Annotated in this window: 13 protein-coding genes and 1 pseudogene; 5 read left to right on the top strand and 9 right to left on the bottom strand. The window is 71.4% G+C overall.

Annotated features, from left to right (window positions below; all coding sequences use genetic code 11):
* Positions 1-111 precede the first annotated feature (111 nt).
* Positions 112-717, top strand: coding sequence for a TetR/AcrR family transcriptional regulator (locus OG570_RS26255; protein WP_326951918.1), 606 nt, complete (start codon positions 112-114; stop codon positions 715-717).
* A gap of 204 nt (positions 718-921) precedes the next feature.
* On the opposite strand, the gene OG570_RS26260 is transcribed toward OG570_RS26255, so the two are convergent.
* Entirely contained in the window at positions 922-1,329 is a 408-nt protein-coding gene (locus tag OG570_RS26260; RefSeq protein ID WP_247054381.1) for a histone-like nucleoid-structuring protein Lsr2, read from the bottom strand.
* A gap of 559 nt (positions 1,330-1,888) precedes the next feature.
* On the opposite strand from OG570_RS26260, the gene OG570_RS26265 reads away from it, so the two are divergent.
* Positions 1,889-2,302, top strand: coding sequence for an STAS domain-containing protein (locus OG570_RS26265; RefSeq protein ID WP_247054379.1), 414 nt, complete (start codon positions 1,889-1,891; stop codon positions 2,300-2,302).
* Positions 2,303-2,329: 27 nt separating this feature from the next.
* Here the strand turns inward: OG570_RS26265 and OG570_RS26270 are convergent, their stop codons facing one another.
* The 5 genes from OG570_RS26270 to OG570_RS26290 all read right to left on the bottom strand — a co-directional run bounded on the left by OG570_RS26270 (position 2,330) and on the right by OG570_RS26290 (position 6,816).
* Complete coding sequence (locus OG570_RS26270; protein WP_247054377.1) at positions 2,330-2,761, bottom strand: ATP-binding protein; 432 nt, start codon at positions 2,759-2,761, stop codon at positions 2,330-2,332.
* Positions 2,762-2,838: 77 nt separating this feature from the next.
* Positions 2,839-4,194 carry an MFS transporter gene (locus OG570_RS26275; RefSeq protein ID WP_326951919.1) on the bottom strand — a complete coding sequence of 452 codons (1,356 nt, stop codon included), beginning with the start codon at positions 4,192-4,194 and terminating at the stop codon, positions 2,839-2,841.
* Between the two features lie 22 nt (positions 4,195-4,216).
* Positions 4,217-5,128 (bottom strand): amidohydrolase family protein, encoded by a 912-nt coding sequence (locus OG570_RS26280; RefSeq protein ID WP_326951920.1) that lies wholly within the window; start codon positions 5,126-5,128, stop codon positions 4,217-4,219.
* 9 nt (positions 5,129-5,137) lie between these two features.
* Positions 5,138-6,160 carry an amidohydrolase family protein gene (locus OG570_RS26285; RefSeq protein WP_326951921.1) on the bottom strand — a complete coding sequence of 341 codons (1,023 nt, stop codon included), beginning with the start codon at positions 6,158-6,160 and terminating at the stop codon, positions 5,138-5,140.
* A gap of 80 nt (positions 6,161-6,240) precedes the next feature.
* Complete coding sequence (locus OG570_RS26290) at positions 6,241-6,816, bottom strand: TetR/AcrR family transcriptional regulator (protein ID WP_326951922.1); 576 nt, start codon at positions 6,814-6,816, stop codon at positions 6,241-6,243.
* A gap of 163 nt (positions 6,817-6,979) precedes the next feature.
* On the opposite strand from OG570_RS26290, the gene OG570_RS26295 reads away from it, so the two are divergent.
* Together OG570_RS26295 and OG570_RS26305 are read left to right on the top strand one after the other, a co-directional pair.
* A complete protein-coding gene (locus OG570_RS26295; RefSeq protein WP_326951923.1) occupies positions 6,980-8,428 on the top strand; it encodes an MFS transporter in 1,449 nt (482 codons plus the stop codon).
* Positions 8,425-9,608, top strand: a pseudogene (locus tag OG570_RS26305) (cytochrome P450). The gene OG570_RS26295 and the pseudogene OG570_RS26305 overlap by 4 nt, the downstream one beginning before the upstream one ends.
* 45 nt (positions 9,609-9,653) lie before the next feature.
* Here OG570_RS26305 and OG570_RS26310 read toward each other — a convergent pair.
* On the bottom strand, positions 9,654-10,832 hold the full coding sequence (locus OG570_RS26310) for a sialidase family protein (RefSeq protein ID WP_326951926.1): 1,179 nt from the start codon (positions 10,830-10,832) through the stop codon (positions 9,654-9,656).
* Positions 10,833-10,964: 132 nt separating this feature from the next.
* Here OG570_RS26310 and OG570_RS26315 point away from each other — a divergent pair, with 132 nt between their 5' ends.
* The gene (locus tag OG570_RS26315; protein WP_326951927.1) at positions 10,965-11,471 is read left to right on the top strand and encodes a hypothetical protein; all 507 of its coding nucleotides are present in this window, start codon (positions 10,965-10,967) and stop codon (positions 11,469-11,471) included.
* On the opposite strand, the gene OG570_RS26320 is transcribed toward OG570_RS26315, so the two are convergent.
* A complete protein-coding gene (locus OG570_RS26320; protein WP_326951928.1) occupies positions 11,355-11,732 on the bottom strand; it encodes a hypothetical protein in 378 nt (125 codons plus the stop codon). The two genes, OG570_RS26315 and OG570_RS26320, sit on opposite strands and share 117 nt — an antisense overlap.
* Before the next feature lie 134 nt (positions 11,733-11,866).
* Positions 11,867-13,909, bottom strand: a complete 2,043-nt coding sequence (locus OG570_RS26325) for a cellulose binding domain-containing protein (protein ID WP_326951929.1) — start codon at positions 13,907-13,909, stop codon at positions 11,867-11,869.
* Positions 13,910-14,035 lie beyond the last annotated feature (126 nt).

Genomic DNA, 14,035 nt, shown 5'->3' on the forward strand with positions numbered 1-14,035 from the left:
GGTTAGCGGATTACAATCCGGCTCGCAACGAACCCGAAAGCTGGAGTTGCTCCAGGCCGGGGCGGCGCTGCACTAGATTACCGGCGAACGGATCCACCACCGGGAGGGACGATGACGAGCGGCGCGGCAGGCTCTACGGGTTCCGTCAGCCCCCGGCGCGCCGACACCCGGCGCAACCACGAGCGCATCCTCGTCGCGGCCGGCGAGTCGCTCGCCGCGACGGGCGAGGTCTCGTTCAACGCGATCGCGAAGCACGCCGAAGTCGGCGTCGGCACGGTGTACCGGCACTTCCCGACGCCGGAGGCGCTGATCCTGGCGGTCTACGAACGCGAGGTGCGGCACCTGGTCGACGTCGTCCCGGTGCTGCTGGAGAAGTACGCGCCGGCGGAGGCGTTCCGCGTCTGGGCGACAGACCACCTGGCGCACTACATGATGACGAAACGCGGGCTGGCGGACGCCCTGCGCGCGGCGACGGCGTCACGCGGCGAACTGCCGGCGAGCGCGTACGAAGCGATGGTCGGCGCGGTCTCGACGCTGCTGGCGGCGACCACCGAGGCGGGCGTGGTCCGCGCGGACCTGGATCCGGTGACGGTGCTGCGGGGGCTCGGCGGGCTGCTGCACCTCGACCCGAACGGCCAGTGGCGGCGGGACGCGGCGGCCCTGGCGGATCTGCTGTGGCGCGGAATGGCCGCGCCCGGCGCGGCGGCCTGCGACTGAAATCCACCGGCATTCACCCGCGGTGAGCTGGGAAATGACAACGCCTGTCCGGCTGGCGTTTCCTGAAACAGCCGAGCTCGGAAACGACCGAGCCGGAATCAGGCGGCCGGCCGGAAGGATATCCACCGGCGGCGAGTGAGCAGTGTCCTCGCCGCCGGTGGATCGGCCTTCGTGATCGCTCCCCAGAGATCGGCCGGCACGGCACTACTTCTTCGCGGCGGCGACCTTCTTGCGCGGCGCCCGCTTGCGCGCCGGCGCCGGGGCGGCGGCCTGCAGCTGCGCCTCGTCGTAGGCGTTGACGATCTCCGAGGACAGGCGGCCCCGCTCGGAGACGTCGTAGCCGTTCTCGTTGGCCCAGGCGCGGATCGCGCGCGAGCGTTCGCGGTCGGCCGAGCTCGCCGCCGTCGACTGGCCGGTCGCGACGCGCACCTTGCGGCCACCGGTCTTGCGGCCCGCCGCGATGAACCGGGAGAGCTCCTCGCGCAGCGCGGCGGCGTTCTCGTCGGAAAGGTCGATCTCGTAGCTGACGCCGTCGAGGCCGAACGGAACGGTGTGGCTGGCCGGGCTGCCGTCGATGTCGTCCAGCATTTCGACGAGGACCTTCTGGGCCATGGGGCTGCTCCTTGAACGTTGGTGTCCGTAGTGCGACTGTGACCGAACGCACGATAAATGCCCGATCCACTGTGGAGCGTAGCAGTCGACATACCGACGCGTACGTCGTCGATCGAATGAGCTAATCAAGTGTCGATATAATTCGCTCTTTGTCTCGGGGAAACGACGGGGACGGCCGGATGCCGTCGTTTCGGTACGTCGAACTCGAGCGAGCGCACATCGGTCCTTTGTGGACCACCGGGCCGTCGTGGTCCGGAATCGCCGACGCCGGGGAGAGCGCGGCGGCTTTCCGCTGATGACGTTGCGGTGAACGGAGAGTGAACAGCCCAACCCGGCGCGTAGGACCGGGCGTGCGCGGGCGTCCGGCGACACGCCGCTGTGAGCTGTTGCGCTGAACGGGTGACACCGCCGCGGGCCCGGGAGTGCGGTACGGTCGGCCGGCAGCGGTTCAACCGGCAGCCGTCGCACCCCGAGACCCACGACCCCGTCAGGGGCCGGTGTGGGACTGGACTGGTGCACGAGCGGTTTGGCCTCACGGTTCCCCCAGGAGGCTTCGCCTATGACCATGATTCCGCTGCCCCGGCCCAGAGACCCCGCAGGTCAAGCGGCCATCGCGAGTTTCGACGTGCTCATCACCGCCGACGCCGCCGTGCTCTCGGCCACCGGCGAGCTCGACATCAGCGTCACCGATCACCTCGCCGGCCTCATCGAGCGGGAGCTCGCCTTCCGGCCGCGCGCCCTGGTCGTCGACGCCTCGGCCGTCACGTTCTGCGCCGCCCGGGCGCTGACCGTCCTGCTCAACTCCGCCGCCGACGCCCACGCGGCCGGCGTGCCCTTCGCCGTCGTCACCCGCAGCCGCGCGGTGCTGCGCCCCCTCAGCGTGCTCGGGCTGGAACGCGTCCTGCCGCTGCACGCCGACCTTTCCGAGGCCCTGGCCTGGCTGACGCTGCTGCCGGACCTCACGACCGGCTAGCTCGGCCCGCTCGCTGCTTCGAACTGACTAACTCGCCCGCGGGCAGGGCTCTTCCGTCTCCGCGCAGCGCAGGCGGCCCCATACGAGCTTGCCGTCGTCGTGGTGGCTCACGCCCCACGCGAGGCACAGCTGGTCGACGACCCGCAGGCCGCGCCCGCCGTCCCGGCCGGGGACCCGCAACCGCGGTTCCCCGGTGCCGACGTCGGCGACGGCGACGGTCACCTCGCACGGCCCGCAGGTGCAGCGCAGCCGCAGTTCGACCGGCCCGCCCGCGTGCAGGTAGGCGTTGTCCAGCAGTTCTCCGACGATCAACAGCGCGTCCAGCCGATGCAGGTCCCCGAGCGCGGTCATCCGCGACTCGGCCCACATCCGGGCATCGGCGAGACCTGACGGGTCGGTGCCGGCCACGTCCAGGGTCTGCCAGCCTGGCTGGTCCGCCGTGGTCCAGTTCACAGGCACGATGTGACTCCTCCCGAGGGCGCGCACCCGGGGGTGCGACGTCCTCTACCGAGGAGGGTTACCCGGGCCGGCGGCGGTTACCCGCGAATCGGCACATCGGGTTCCGCCCGGGTGACGGCGGACGGGCGGGTCCGCGGGCCGAACACGGCCAGGACCACCGCGCCGACCAGCCAGGTCCCGGCGATGAAGAAGAACACGCTCCGATAGCCGCTGCCGGTGTAGAGCGCGGCCACGATCAGGGGACCCGCCGCGTTCGACAGCCGCCCGAGCCCGTAGGAGACGCCGGTGCCCAGCGACCGGCTCCGCGTGTCGAACAGCTCGGGGGAGTAGGCGTAGCCGAGGGCGGTGTAGCCGCGTTCGAACAGGTTCACCAGGAACCCGAAGACCACGATCAGGACCGGGTTGAACGTCAGCCCGTAGAGCAGGCCGCACAGCGCGATGACCGTGCCGAAGGCGACCAGGCACCACTTGCGTTCGAACCGGTCGGTGACCAGGGCGGCCAGGTACGACCCGAGCGGCGCGCCGACGGTCGTCAGCGCCACGTAGAAGACCGACTTCTCGACGCTGAAGCCCTCCTGGGCCAGCAGCGTGGGCGCCCAGCTCGAGTAGCCGAAGAAGCCGATCGTCTGCGTCACCCACACGACGGTCAGCAGCAAGGTGGGGTACAGGTACTTCTTCTGCAACAGCAAGCGCAGCGGCGCCTTCGTCACCGGCGCTTCTTCGACGGGCGGCTCGGGCTCGGGCAACGGCCCCTGCTCCGCCTCGACCTGCTCTTCGATCTCCCGCAGGATCCGGTCCGCCTCGGCGTGGTCGCCGCGGCTCTCGTGCCAGCGCGGTGACTCCTTGAGGCGCCGGGTGAAGAAGACGAGCAGCACGCCGAGCGCGCCCCACAGGTAGACCAGCCGCCACGACCAGTCGTTGATCGGCACCACCGCGCTGGCGATCAGGTTGGTGACGGGGGTGCCGCAGATGCCGATCACGATCGCGTAGGCCTGGTACTTGCCGCGGCTGGCGGCCGGGTACAGCTCGTTGACGTAGATGACGGCGACGACGGTCATCGCCGAAAGCCCGGCCGAGGTCAGGACGCGGAACACGCCGAGGGAAACGACGTCCCACGAGAAGACGGCGGCGAAGGAGAAGACGCCGAACCACAAGGTCGTCCACAGCAACGCGCGTTTGCGGCCCCACCGGTCGGCGAGGCCGCTCGCGATGACCGCGCCGAAGAACATCCCGACGAACGACAACGACGTGACGTAGGCGACCTGGTCGACCGTCACGCCCCACAGCTTGATCAGTTTGGGCGCGGTGGTGGCGAAGCTGTTGATGTCCGCGAACTCGAAGAAGTAGGCGAACGAGACGGCCAGCAGGGTGATCTTGTGGAACCGGGAGATCGGCAGGCGGTTCAGCCGGTTCAGGGAGTTCGCTTGCTGCATGGGAGTTCCTGTCGCTCAGGCGTCAGTCATTGCCGGGCCAGTACAGGTGCGCCGGGTTGGCCACGAGCAGCTTCCGCTGCTGTTCGGCCGTGACCGCCACTTGCGGCACGTAGTCGACCAGCAGGCCGTCGTCCGGCATGTGGCCCAAGAGGTTGGGGTGCGGCCAGTCGCTGCCCCACAGCACGCGGTCGGGGAACTCCGCCACGACGCGCCGGCCGAACGGGACGACGTCGCGGTAGGCGTGCCGCTCGCCGCCGAGGGCGGGCGGCCCGGTCACGGTCAGGCGCTCGGGGCAGCTGACCTTGACCCAGACGTCGTTGCGCTCGACGAACCGCAGGAAACGGCCGAACTCCCGCCCGCCGACCGGCTGCGTGACGTCCGGCCGCCCCAGGTGGTCCACGACGAGCGGGGTGGGCAGCGAGCCGAAGAACCCTGCCAGCTCGGGCAGGTCGACGCTCTCGAAGTAGAGGACGATGTGCCAGCCGAGCGGCGCGATCTTCTGCGCGATGGTGGCCAGCGCTTCGTGCGGGGCGGCGTCGACCAGGCGCTTCACGAAGTTGAAGCGCACGCCCCGCACCCCCGCGGCGTCGAGTTCACGCAGTTCGCGGTCGCCGACGTCCGGCCGGACGGTCGCGATCCCGCGCGCCCGGCCGCCCGCCGCGCGGACGGCGTCGACCATGGCGGAGTTGTCCGCGCCGTGGCAGGTGGCCTGGACGATCACGTTGCGCGTGACGCCGAGGTGGTCGCGCAGGGCGAAGAGGTCGTCCTTGCCGCCGTCGCACGGGGTGTACTTGCGTTCCGGCGCGAAGGGGAACTCGGCCTGCGGGCCGAAGACGTGGCAGTGCGCGTCGACGGTGCCGGGCGGCAGCCGGAACTCCGGCTTCGACGGGTGGGCGTACCAGTCGAGCCAGCCGGGGGTTTTCGGTTCGGTCATGGGGCTTCCTCACCGGCCTTGGCGCGTCAGCAGGGCGTCGAGGCGGGGGTAGACGGCGCGGGCGTTGTGCTCCCGGATCGCGGCCAGGTCCTTTTCGGACAGTTTCGCGGCCTCGACGTAGCGCCGGGTGTCGTCGAAGTGGTGGCCGGTTGACGGGTCGACGTCGCGCACGGCGCCGATCATCTCCGAGGCGAACAGGATGTTCTTCGCCGGGATGACGTCGAACAGCAGGTCCGAACCGGGCTGGTGGTAGACGCAGGTGTCGAAGAAGACGTTGCCCAGCAGGTGTTCTTCGAGCGGCGGCTTGCCCAGCGCCAGCGCCAGGCCGCGGAACCGGCCCCAGTGGTAGGGCACCGCGCCGCCGCCGTGCGGGATGACCAGCCGCAGCGTGGGGAAGTCCGCGAACAGGTCACCCTGGAGCAGCTGCATGAACGCCGTCGTGTCGGCGTTCAGGTAGTGCGCGCCGGTGGTGTGGAAGGCCGGGTTCACGCTCGTGCTGACGTGGACCATCGCCGGGACGTCGTACTCCACCATCTTTTCGTAGACGGGGTACCACGACCGGTCGGTGAGCGGCGGCGCCGTCCAGTGGCCGCCGGAGGGATCGGGGTTGAGGTTCAGCGCGACGGCGCCGTACTCCTCGACGCACCGCGTCAGCTCCGGGACGCAGGTGGCCGGGTCGGCGCCGGGGGACTGCGGGAGCATCGCGGCCGGCGCGAACCGCCCGGGGTAGAGCGTGCTGACGCGGTAGCAGAGCTCGTTGCAGAGCGCCGCCCACGCCGACGACGTCGCGAAGTCCCCGACGTGGTGGGCCATGAAGGACGCGCGGGGCGAGAAGATCGTCAGGTCGATGCCGCGTTCGTCCATCAGCCGCAGCTGGTTCGGCTCGATCGTCGCCCGCAGTTCGTCGTCGCTGATCCGCAGGTCGGCGCGGTCCGGCGCGGGCCCGCCGGCCAGGGCGGCGACCTGCCGCTCGCGCCAGGCGGCCAGTGCCGGCGGCGCGGTGGTGTAGTGCCCGTGGCAGTCGATGAGCATGACTCGCACCCTAATCGTCGATGAAATTGTTGACAATATCTACGACGAAAAGTTCTACGGGAAGCGACCAGGGGTGGGGTTCAGTCGAGGTCGAGCAGGGGAGCGGCCATGCGGTCGACGTACGCGCCGAGCGCCTCGCGGTCGGCGGCGGTCAGGGCCTTCGTGCCCACTTTGCCGCGCAGCACGGCGATCCCGGTGATCACCGCGGCCAGCAGTTCCGCGCGCAGCTCGCGGTCCGGGCCGCTCAGGCGCGGGGCCAGTTGCTCGCCGAACGCGCGCTCGATCCGCTCACGCACCACGGCCCGGATCATGTCGTCGTTCGCCGCCGTCACCAGGCCCGAGAGGTCGCCGGGATGCTGGGCGCCGACGTTCAGGGCGCGCTCCAGCAGGGCGCGGGGGAGATCCTTCAGCGGGGCGTCCGCCGTCACGGTGTCGGCCGTGTCCCAGCCGCGGCCCGCGGCCTCGGCGAACAGCTTTTCCTTCGAGCCGAAGTAGCGGTAGACCAGCGCCTGGTTCACCCCGGCCAGCGCGGCGACGTCCCGGGTGCTCGTGCCCTCGACGCCGTGCTCGCTCAGCAGTGTCCGAGCGGCGGTCAGCAGTGCTTCCCGGGTGGCGGCCGCGTCGCGGCGGCGTGCGCGGGGTGCCGCGGTGTCCATCGCCGATCTCCGTTCGTCGGGGTTTTCGCAGTGTAGACCAGCGCAAACGCGCTGTGAGCGTGATCACCGCGGGGTTAAGTAGTCACTCGTTGACTTGACTTCCGGCACCTGGTTACCGTGTAAGTCGTCAGTTGACTACAAAGTCATCGCATGGAGGTCCCTCGTGTCCGACACCCTCACCGCCCCGGCACCCGCGCGGCCCGCCCGGCGCGCGGAGTCGCATCCGACGGCGGTGCTGCTGGTGCTGGCGCTGTCGACGTTCGCGATCGTCGTCATGCAGAGCATGGTCATGCCGATCCTGTCCGGCCTCGCGCAGTCGCTGGACGTCTCGATGGCCGACGTCTCCTGGGTCGTGACCGTCAACATGCTCTCCGCGGCGGTGTTCACGCCGCTGCTCGGCTCGCTCGGCGACAAGCTGGGCCGCAAGCGCGTCCTGATGGCGACGCTCGCGCTGACCACGCTCGGCTCGGTGCTGGTGGCCGTCTCGACGTCGGTGGGTGTCGTGCTGGCCGGCCGCGCCCTGCAGGGCATGGGCTTCGCGGCGATGCCGCTCGCCATCGGGATCGTCCGGTCGATCTTCCCGCCGGAGCGCGTGCCCTCGAGCATCGCGCTGCTGAGCGCGCTCACCGGCATCGGCGCGGGCGCGGGCCTGCTCGTGTCCGGGCTGCTGGTGCAGGCGGGCGTGTCGGCGCAGGGCATGTTCTGGATCTCGGCGGCGGTCACCGCGCTCGGCCTGCTCGGCACCGCCGCGCTGATCCGGCTGCCGGAGACGGCCGGCAAGTTCTACGTCGACGTCTTCGGCCTGCTGACGCTCGCCGGCGGCCTGGTCTGCCTGGTGCTCGGCATCAACCGCGGCCCGGCGTGGGGCTGGGGCTCGGCCACCGTGCTCGGCCTGTTCGCCGGTGCCGTCGTGCTGCTGGTCGCGTGGGTGGTCGTCGAGCGGCGCGTGCGCGAACCGCTGGTCGACATCGCGATGATGCGCACGCCGGTCGTGCTGGGCACCAACATCGCCACGTTCCTCACCGGCGCCGGCATGTACGGCGCGTTCATCCTGGTGATCCAGTTCGTCCAGACGCCGGGGCGGTTCGGGTACGGCTTCGGGTCCGACGCGCTCGGCGCGGGCCTGACGCTGCTGCCGATGACCGCGGGCACGCTGCTCGCCGCCGGCGCGGTGTCGGTGCTGATCCGCCGCGTCGGCCCGAAGTGGCCGATGGTGATCGGCACGGTCGTCGCCACCGCGACGTTCGCCTTCCTGCTCGTCTTCCACACCGAGCACTGGCACTTCTACGTCGCGACCGGCCTGCTCGGCCTCGGGCTGGGGCTGGCGTTCGGCGCGATCCCGACGTTGCTCAACAGCGGCGTCACCCCCGCGCAGACGAGCGTCGCCAACAGCGTCAACCAGACGCTGCGCTCGATCGGCGGCTCCATCGGCACGGCGGTGGCGTCGGCGATCCTGGCCGCGACCCTGCTGCCGGGCCTCCCCCTGCCCACGGTCGGCGCGTACACCACCGCGTTCACCGTGTCCGGCGCGATCTGCGTCCTCGCGGTCGTCGCCGCTGTGTTCGTCCCGTACCGGCACCGTGCCGTCAACACCGCCGAGGAGTCGTCATGACGAGGGCCTATCCCTTCAGCGAGCCGGAAAAGCTGGACATCGAGCCGCTGTTCGAGCAGCTGCGCACCGAAGAGCCGCTGAGCCGCGTCACCATGCCCTACGGCGAACCGGCCTGGCTGGCGACGCGCTACGAGGACGTCAAGGTGGTGCTGGGCGACCCGCGCTTCAGTCGCGCGGCGGCGACCGGACGCGACGAGCCGAGGCTGCGCACCTGCCGCCGCCGGGCAACATCCTCAGCCTCGACCCGCCGGACCACAGCCGGCTGCGGCGCCTGGTGATGAAGGCGTTCACCATGCGCCGGATCGACGCGCTGCGGACGCGGGCGCAGGAGATCGCCGACGGGCTCGTCGACACGATGCTCGCCCAGGGCCCGCCCGCCGATCTGGTCGAGGCCTTCGCGTTGCCGTTCCCGGTGACGGTGATCTGCGAGCTGCTGGGCGTCCCGTTCGAAGACCGCGGCGACTTCCGCGTCTGGTCGGACGCGTTCCTCTCGACGACGAAGTTCACGCCGGACGAAGTCCTCGACGCGATGACGAAGATGAACGAATACATGGCGGGCCTGATCGCGCAGCGCCGGGAGACGCCGCACGACGACCTGCTCGGCGCGCTGGTCGTGGCCCGCGACGAAGACGACCGGCTCTCGGAGGAGGAGCTGCTGTCGCTGGCGCAGACGCTGCTGGTGGCCGGCCACGAGACGACCGCGTCCCAGATCCCGAACTTCGTGTACGCGCTGCTCACGCACCCGGGTCAGCTGGCGTTGCTGCGCGCGGACCTGAGCCTGGTGCCGAAGGCGGTCGAGGAGCTGATGCGGTTCGTCCCGCTCGGCACCGGCGCGGGCATCGCGCGCTACGCGACGGAAGACGTCGAACTGGGCGGCGTGACCGTCCGGGCGGGGGAGCCGGTGCTGCCCGCGCTGGCGTCCGCCAACCGCGACGGTTCGGTGTACTCGGACCCGGAGGTGCTGGACCTGCTGCGCGGGGAGGCGACGCACATCGGCTTCGGCCACGGCGCCCACCACTGCCTGGGTGCGCCGCTGGCCCGGATGGAACTGCAGGTCGCGCTGGACACGCTGCTGCGGCGGCTGCCGGAGCTGCGGCTGGCCGACGGCGAGGCCGGCATCGGCTGGAAGCTGGGTCTGTCGACGCGCGGGCCGCTGCAGCTGCCGCTGGCCTGGGGCTGAGCGACCCCGTCCCGCACCCGGCACGCGCCGGGTGCGGGACCGGGCTCAGCGCACCCGCGTGAGCGGGATGCGGTGGAACACGATGGTTTCGTAGGGCCCGGCCGTGCCGGTCTCGTAGAGCAGCCCGGCGGTGAGCGGGTCGGCCTGCACGAGGTCGGAGTACGCCGCGGGCCCGGTGGTCAGCGTCCGGCCCGGGGTCCAGGTGCGCCCGCGGTCGGTGCTCAGCCGCAGCTGCATCACCGTGCGCGTCGCGGGGTCGGAAGGGCCGGAATACAGCAGCAGCCACGGGATCGTCGTCTGCAGCACGCTGCCCTCGACCTTCGTCCCGGACAGCGACGGCTGCGCCCGGTACGGCCGCACGAGCGTCTTGCCGCCGTCCACGCTGTAGCCGTCGACCCGGTGCTCGGCCGCGGAACCCTGGTTGCGGCTGGAGAAGTAGAGCGTGCCGTCGGGCAGCTCGGTCGCCGACGTCTCGTTCGCGGCGACGACGCCGTCGGTGCGGTCGTCGGTGAAGCCGATGTGCCAGGTGCGGCCGTCGTCGTCGCTGTAGAGGTCGTGGCCGCCGTAGTACTTCGCCTCGGTGCCGACGTCGGTCGAGCCGGCCGGCGGCGAGCTGGAGTGGTTGGCGGGCACGACGATCCGGCCCGCGTGCGGGCCGTGCCGCAGCAGCGTGGCGTGCCCGGGACCGGTGGCGTACCACCGCCAGCCGGGCCGTTTCGTGTCCGCGGTGATGTCGCGCGCGGTGCTCCAGGTGCGGCCGTTGTCGCCGCTGCGCTGGACGAACACCCGGCGGGTGTCCTGCTCGGACGCCGCGCCGGTCATGATCTGCTTCTCCGACACGAGTCCGTTGTGGACGGTCAGGAGGACGAGGTCGCCGTTGCGCGCCAGTACCGGCGTCGGGTTGCCCGCGGTGGCGTCGCCGTTGGTCGTCACCACGGAGAGCGGGCCCCAGGTGCAGCCGCCGTCGCGCGACGAACGGGACACCGTCTGGATGGCGCCCGAGTCGCCGGCCGAGTCGCGCCGGCCTTCGGCGAACGCCACCAGCGACCCGTTCGCGGCGCGCACCACCGCGGGGATCCGGAAGGTGTCGTAGCCCTCGGTGCCGGAGGTGAACGGCACCGAGGACGCGCATCGTCGGTCGGCGGCCGCGGCCGCCGGGGTGAAGGGCAGCCAGATCACGGCCGCGGCCAGCAGGATCGCGCCCACTCTGCGTTTCGATGACACCGGTTCCGCCTCCTCGCTGAGGGGTGAGGTGGTAGGACATGGGATGTCCGACGTCCTATGACCGACAACCTAGGGAGGCGGTGCGCGGTTCGTCAAGGACTACGCTGAGCCCGAGCGCGCACGAGGAGGACCGTGGACCACCGGAAGCACTTCGCCGACATCCACCGGCGTCCGCAGCTGTACGGATTGGACGGCAGTTACCACGACTACTGCACGTACCTGCTCGGTGTGGACGCGGGCAACGACGGCGGGCTGCTGACCGGCTTCAAGGAGTCGCTCGTGCCCCGGGTCGGCACCGGCGACAACCTGACCTGGACGTCGCTGGTGCTGTACCTGGCCTTCCCCGGCCGCACGTCGGGGTGGCACGACGAAGCGGCGGGTGACGGCCGTCAGGTCGCGGTCGACCTGCTCTTCACGCTGCTGGACGAATTCCTCGAGACGCGATCCCGGGCGCGCGGCACCGCCGCGATCTTCGCCGGGTACCTGGCCTGGCGCGAAGCCCAGCCGTGGGCGCGCCCCGCGTCACTCGGCCAGGTCGTCCCAGCGGACCAGGATCGCGGCGGCGAGCAGGCCGGCCACGACGATCTTCCCGGTGATCAGCAGCGCGCTCGCGCCGGTCACCTGCCCGAGGTCCAGTAGCACCCCGGCGAGGGCCGCCCCGGCGAAGACCTTCGCGCCCCAGCGCCGCCGGAAGCCGACGGCGACCACGCCGGCCAGCTGCACCGCGGAGGCGAGCAACGCCAGCACGAGCCACGGCGACGTCTCGGCACCGTGGTCGATTTCGCCGGCCAGGACGGTGATCTGAAGGACCAGGACCACGGCCGTGCCCAGCCCGAAGAGGACCAGCATCACCGGCAGGAAGACCCGCCCGGCGGTGCCGCCGGTGGCGGGTTCGGGCACACGACGACGAGGCACGGCGAGCCTTCCGCTCCAGCGATCCGGAACCTCCCACCGTGCCGGAAACCGGCGCCGTTGACCATCGGGCATTCGCCGTAGCCGCGGTGCCGGGCGGTCGTACCGCCCGGCACCGGTGGTCACGACGCGCTGCAGAGGGTGCCGTTCAGGGTGAACGCCGTCGGCAGGATGTTCGGGCCGCCGTAGTCGGCCGTGAAGCCCGGGTCGACGCTCGCACCCGGGGCCAGTGCCGTGGCCGACGTGACCGTCACCGTGGTGCCGGCCTGGGTCCAGGTGCCGTTCCAGCCGCCGGTGAGGTGCTGCCGCGCGGTCGGCCAGGTGAAGGTCAACGTCCAGTTCGGCGCCGGTTCGGTGCCCGTGTTGGTGAGGTGGACGCCGCCGACGAAGCCGCTCGACCAGTCGGTGACGTCGGACATCGTGGCCGCGCACGTGCTCCGCGCCGGCGCCCCCGTGGTGAACGTCAGCGACGGCGACGCCCAGGAGACGTTGCCCGCGGTGTCCCGCGCCAGCACGTTGACCGTGTACCGGCTGCCCGGGACGAGGTTGCCGACGGTGAACGACGTGCCCGCGGTCTCGCCCCACGCCTCGCTGGTCGTGCCGAGGGTCCGGTAGACCTCGTACTTCGCGACCGGGTGGCCGCCGGGCGCGGCCGCGGGCCAGGTGAGCGTCGCCGAACGGTCGGTGATCTGGCCGGCCGCCACCGGACCAGGTGCGGCCGGTGCTCCGGTGACCGCGGCCGCCGGGTGCAGCACCAGCGCGGTCAGCGAGTACGGCGGCAGCGTCCGGCTCGTGCTGCTGCCGCCGGCGCTCTCCGCGATCGACGTCGCGCCGTTGGTGAAGGTGTACACCTTCGACGCGCTGGCGGCGGGGGCGTAACCGGCGTAATCGACGGCGACCGTGTGGGCGGTGCCGGGATCCTTGTTGACCAGCAGCACCGAAAGATCGCCGTCGGGCCGGCGGGCGGCGTGCGCGGTGACCAGCGGCTCGCTCGTCCCCGCGCGGATCAGCTGGTCGCCGGGGCGGGCGAAGAGGCTCAGCATCTTCAGGCCGTAGTAGGGCGCGAACGGCGTGTTCAGCGGGGGCTCGCAGACGTCGCCCAAGCACGTCGCGCTGGAGAGCATCCCCATGTCCCCGTAGTCGGTCTGTCCCTCCACTGTGGACACCTGGGACGCGCCGTTGTGCGTGTCCCACCAGTCGACGGTGAACACGCCGTTCTCCAGCATCGTGCTGTACGTCTCGGCGGCGAACAGCGCGCCGGGCTGAGTGTCCATGCCGACCGAGGTGTTGGTCTCGGTGAGTGCGACGCCGATCCGCCCGGGGTTCGCGCCCGCGTACTGCGCGATCTCGCGCCGGACGACGTACATCATGTCGTCCACCTGCTCGGGCTTGGCGAGCGCTTCCGCCGCCGTAGCGCCGCCCGGGTACCAGTGCAGGACGACGAAGTCGACATGGGGACCGGCGATCGACAGCACGGTCTGGTTCCAGTCGGCGGTGTCGCCGTCGCCGACGATGCCGTCGGGCCAGTTCGCCGGGGTCGTCAGCACCGCGCCGATCTTGACCGACGGGTCGACGGCCTTCATGGCTTCGGCGTAGGCGACGACGCCGTCGGCGTAGGCCGTGGGGCTCTTGTCGGCGTGGTTGTCGGCTTCCCAGTTCGCGCCGTAGTGGCCGTTGCCGTACAGCTCGTTGCCGATCTCCCAGTAGCGCGCGCCGTAGCCCTTGGTGACGTTGGCGTACCGGACCCAGTCCGCCGCTTCCTGCGGGGTGCCGGTGCCGTAGTTGGCGATGATGATCGGCTGGGCCCCGGTGCGCCGCGCGCCGCCCATGAAGGTGTCGAAGTCGGTGCCGGGTGCGACGTAGCCGCCCGGCGCGGTGTTGTCCTTCCAGTGGTAGATGTCGCCGTAGGAACCGCCGGGGTAACGCAGCACGCGCACGCCGGCGTCGCCGAGCAGGCCGGCCACGGTGTCGGTGCCCAGCTGGCTGTCCCAGACGGCGTGGTTGGCCCCGAGCGCGGTGTCCGCCACGGTGGCCAGGCCGGCCCGCGCGTTCACCGTGACGGTGACGTCCGGCTCGGCCGCGGTGGCGGGGGCGGCCCCGGCCAGGCCCGCGGCGAGCAGGACCGCCGCGGCCGTGACGGCGCGGCGAAGTGGTCGAGCTGTCATGAAGAGTCCATCCCTCACTCGTCCGGATCGAACAGAATGCAAGATGGCTGAGAGCGCTCCCAGAGAGCGAACCACCGGTGCTGCCGGAAGTCAACGCCGGGGCGGCCGGTTCAGCGGGTCGCCGCG

Origin of the sequence: Amycolatopsis sp. NBC_01286 (genome assembly GCF_035982555.1) — a bacterium.
Classification (GTDB): domain Bacteria; phylum Actinomycetota; class Actinomycetes; order Mycobacteriales; family Pseudonocardiaceae; genus Amycolatopsis.

Excerpts from the sequence above, each read along its gene's own strand:
- OG570_RS26265 (WP_247054379.1), top strand. The coding sequence starts at position 1,889 with ATGACCATGATTCCGCTGCCCCGGCCCAGAGACCCCGCAGGTCAAGCG.
- OG570_RS26260 (WP_247054381.1), bottom strand. The coding sequence starts at position 1,329 with ATGGCCCAGAAGGTCCTCGTCGAAATGCTGGACGACATCGACGGCAGC.
- OG570_RS26290 (WP_326951922.1), bottom strand. The coding sequence starts at position 6,816 with ATGGACACCGCGGCACCCCGCGCACGCCGCCGCGACGCGGCCGCCACC.
- OG570_RS26325 (WP_326951929.1), bottom strand. The coding sequence starts at position 13,909 with ATGACAGCTCGACCACTTCGCCGCGCCGTCACGGCCGCGGCGGTCCTG.
- OG570_RS26255 (WP_326951918.1), top strand. The coding sequence starts at position 112 with ATGACGAGCGGCGCGGCAGGCTCTACGGGTTCCGTCAGCCCCCGGCGC.
- OG570_RS26275 (WP_326951919.1), bottom strand. The coding sequence starts at position 4,194 with ATGCAGCAAGCGAACTCCCTGAACCGGCTGAACCGCCTGCCGATCTCC.
- OG570_RS26280 (WP_326951920.1), bottom strand. The coding sequence starts at position 5,128 with ATGACCGAACCGAAAACCCCCGGCTGGCTCGACTGGTACGCCCACCCG.
- OG570_RS26285 (WP_326951921.1), bottom strand. The coding sequence starts at position 6,160 with ATGCTCATCGACTGCCACGGGCACTACACCACCGCGCCGCCGGCACTG.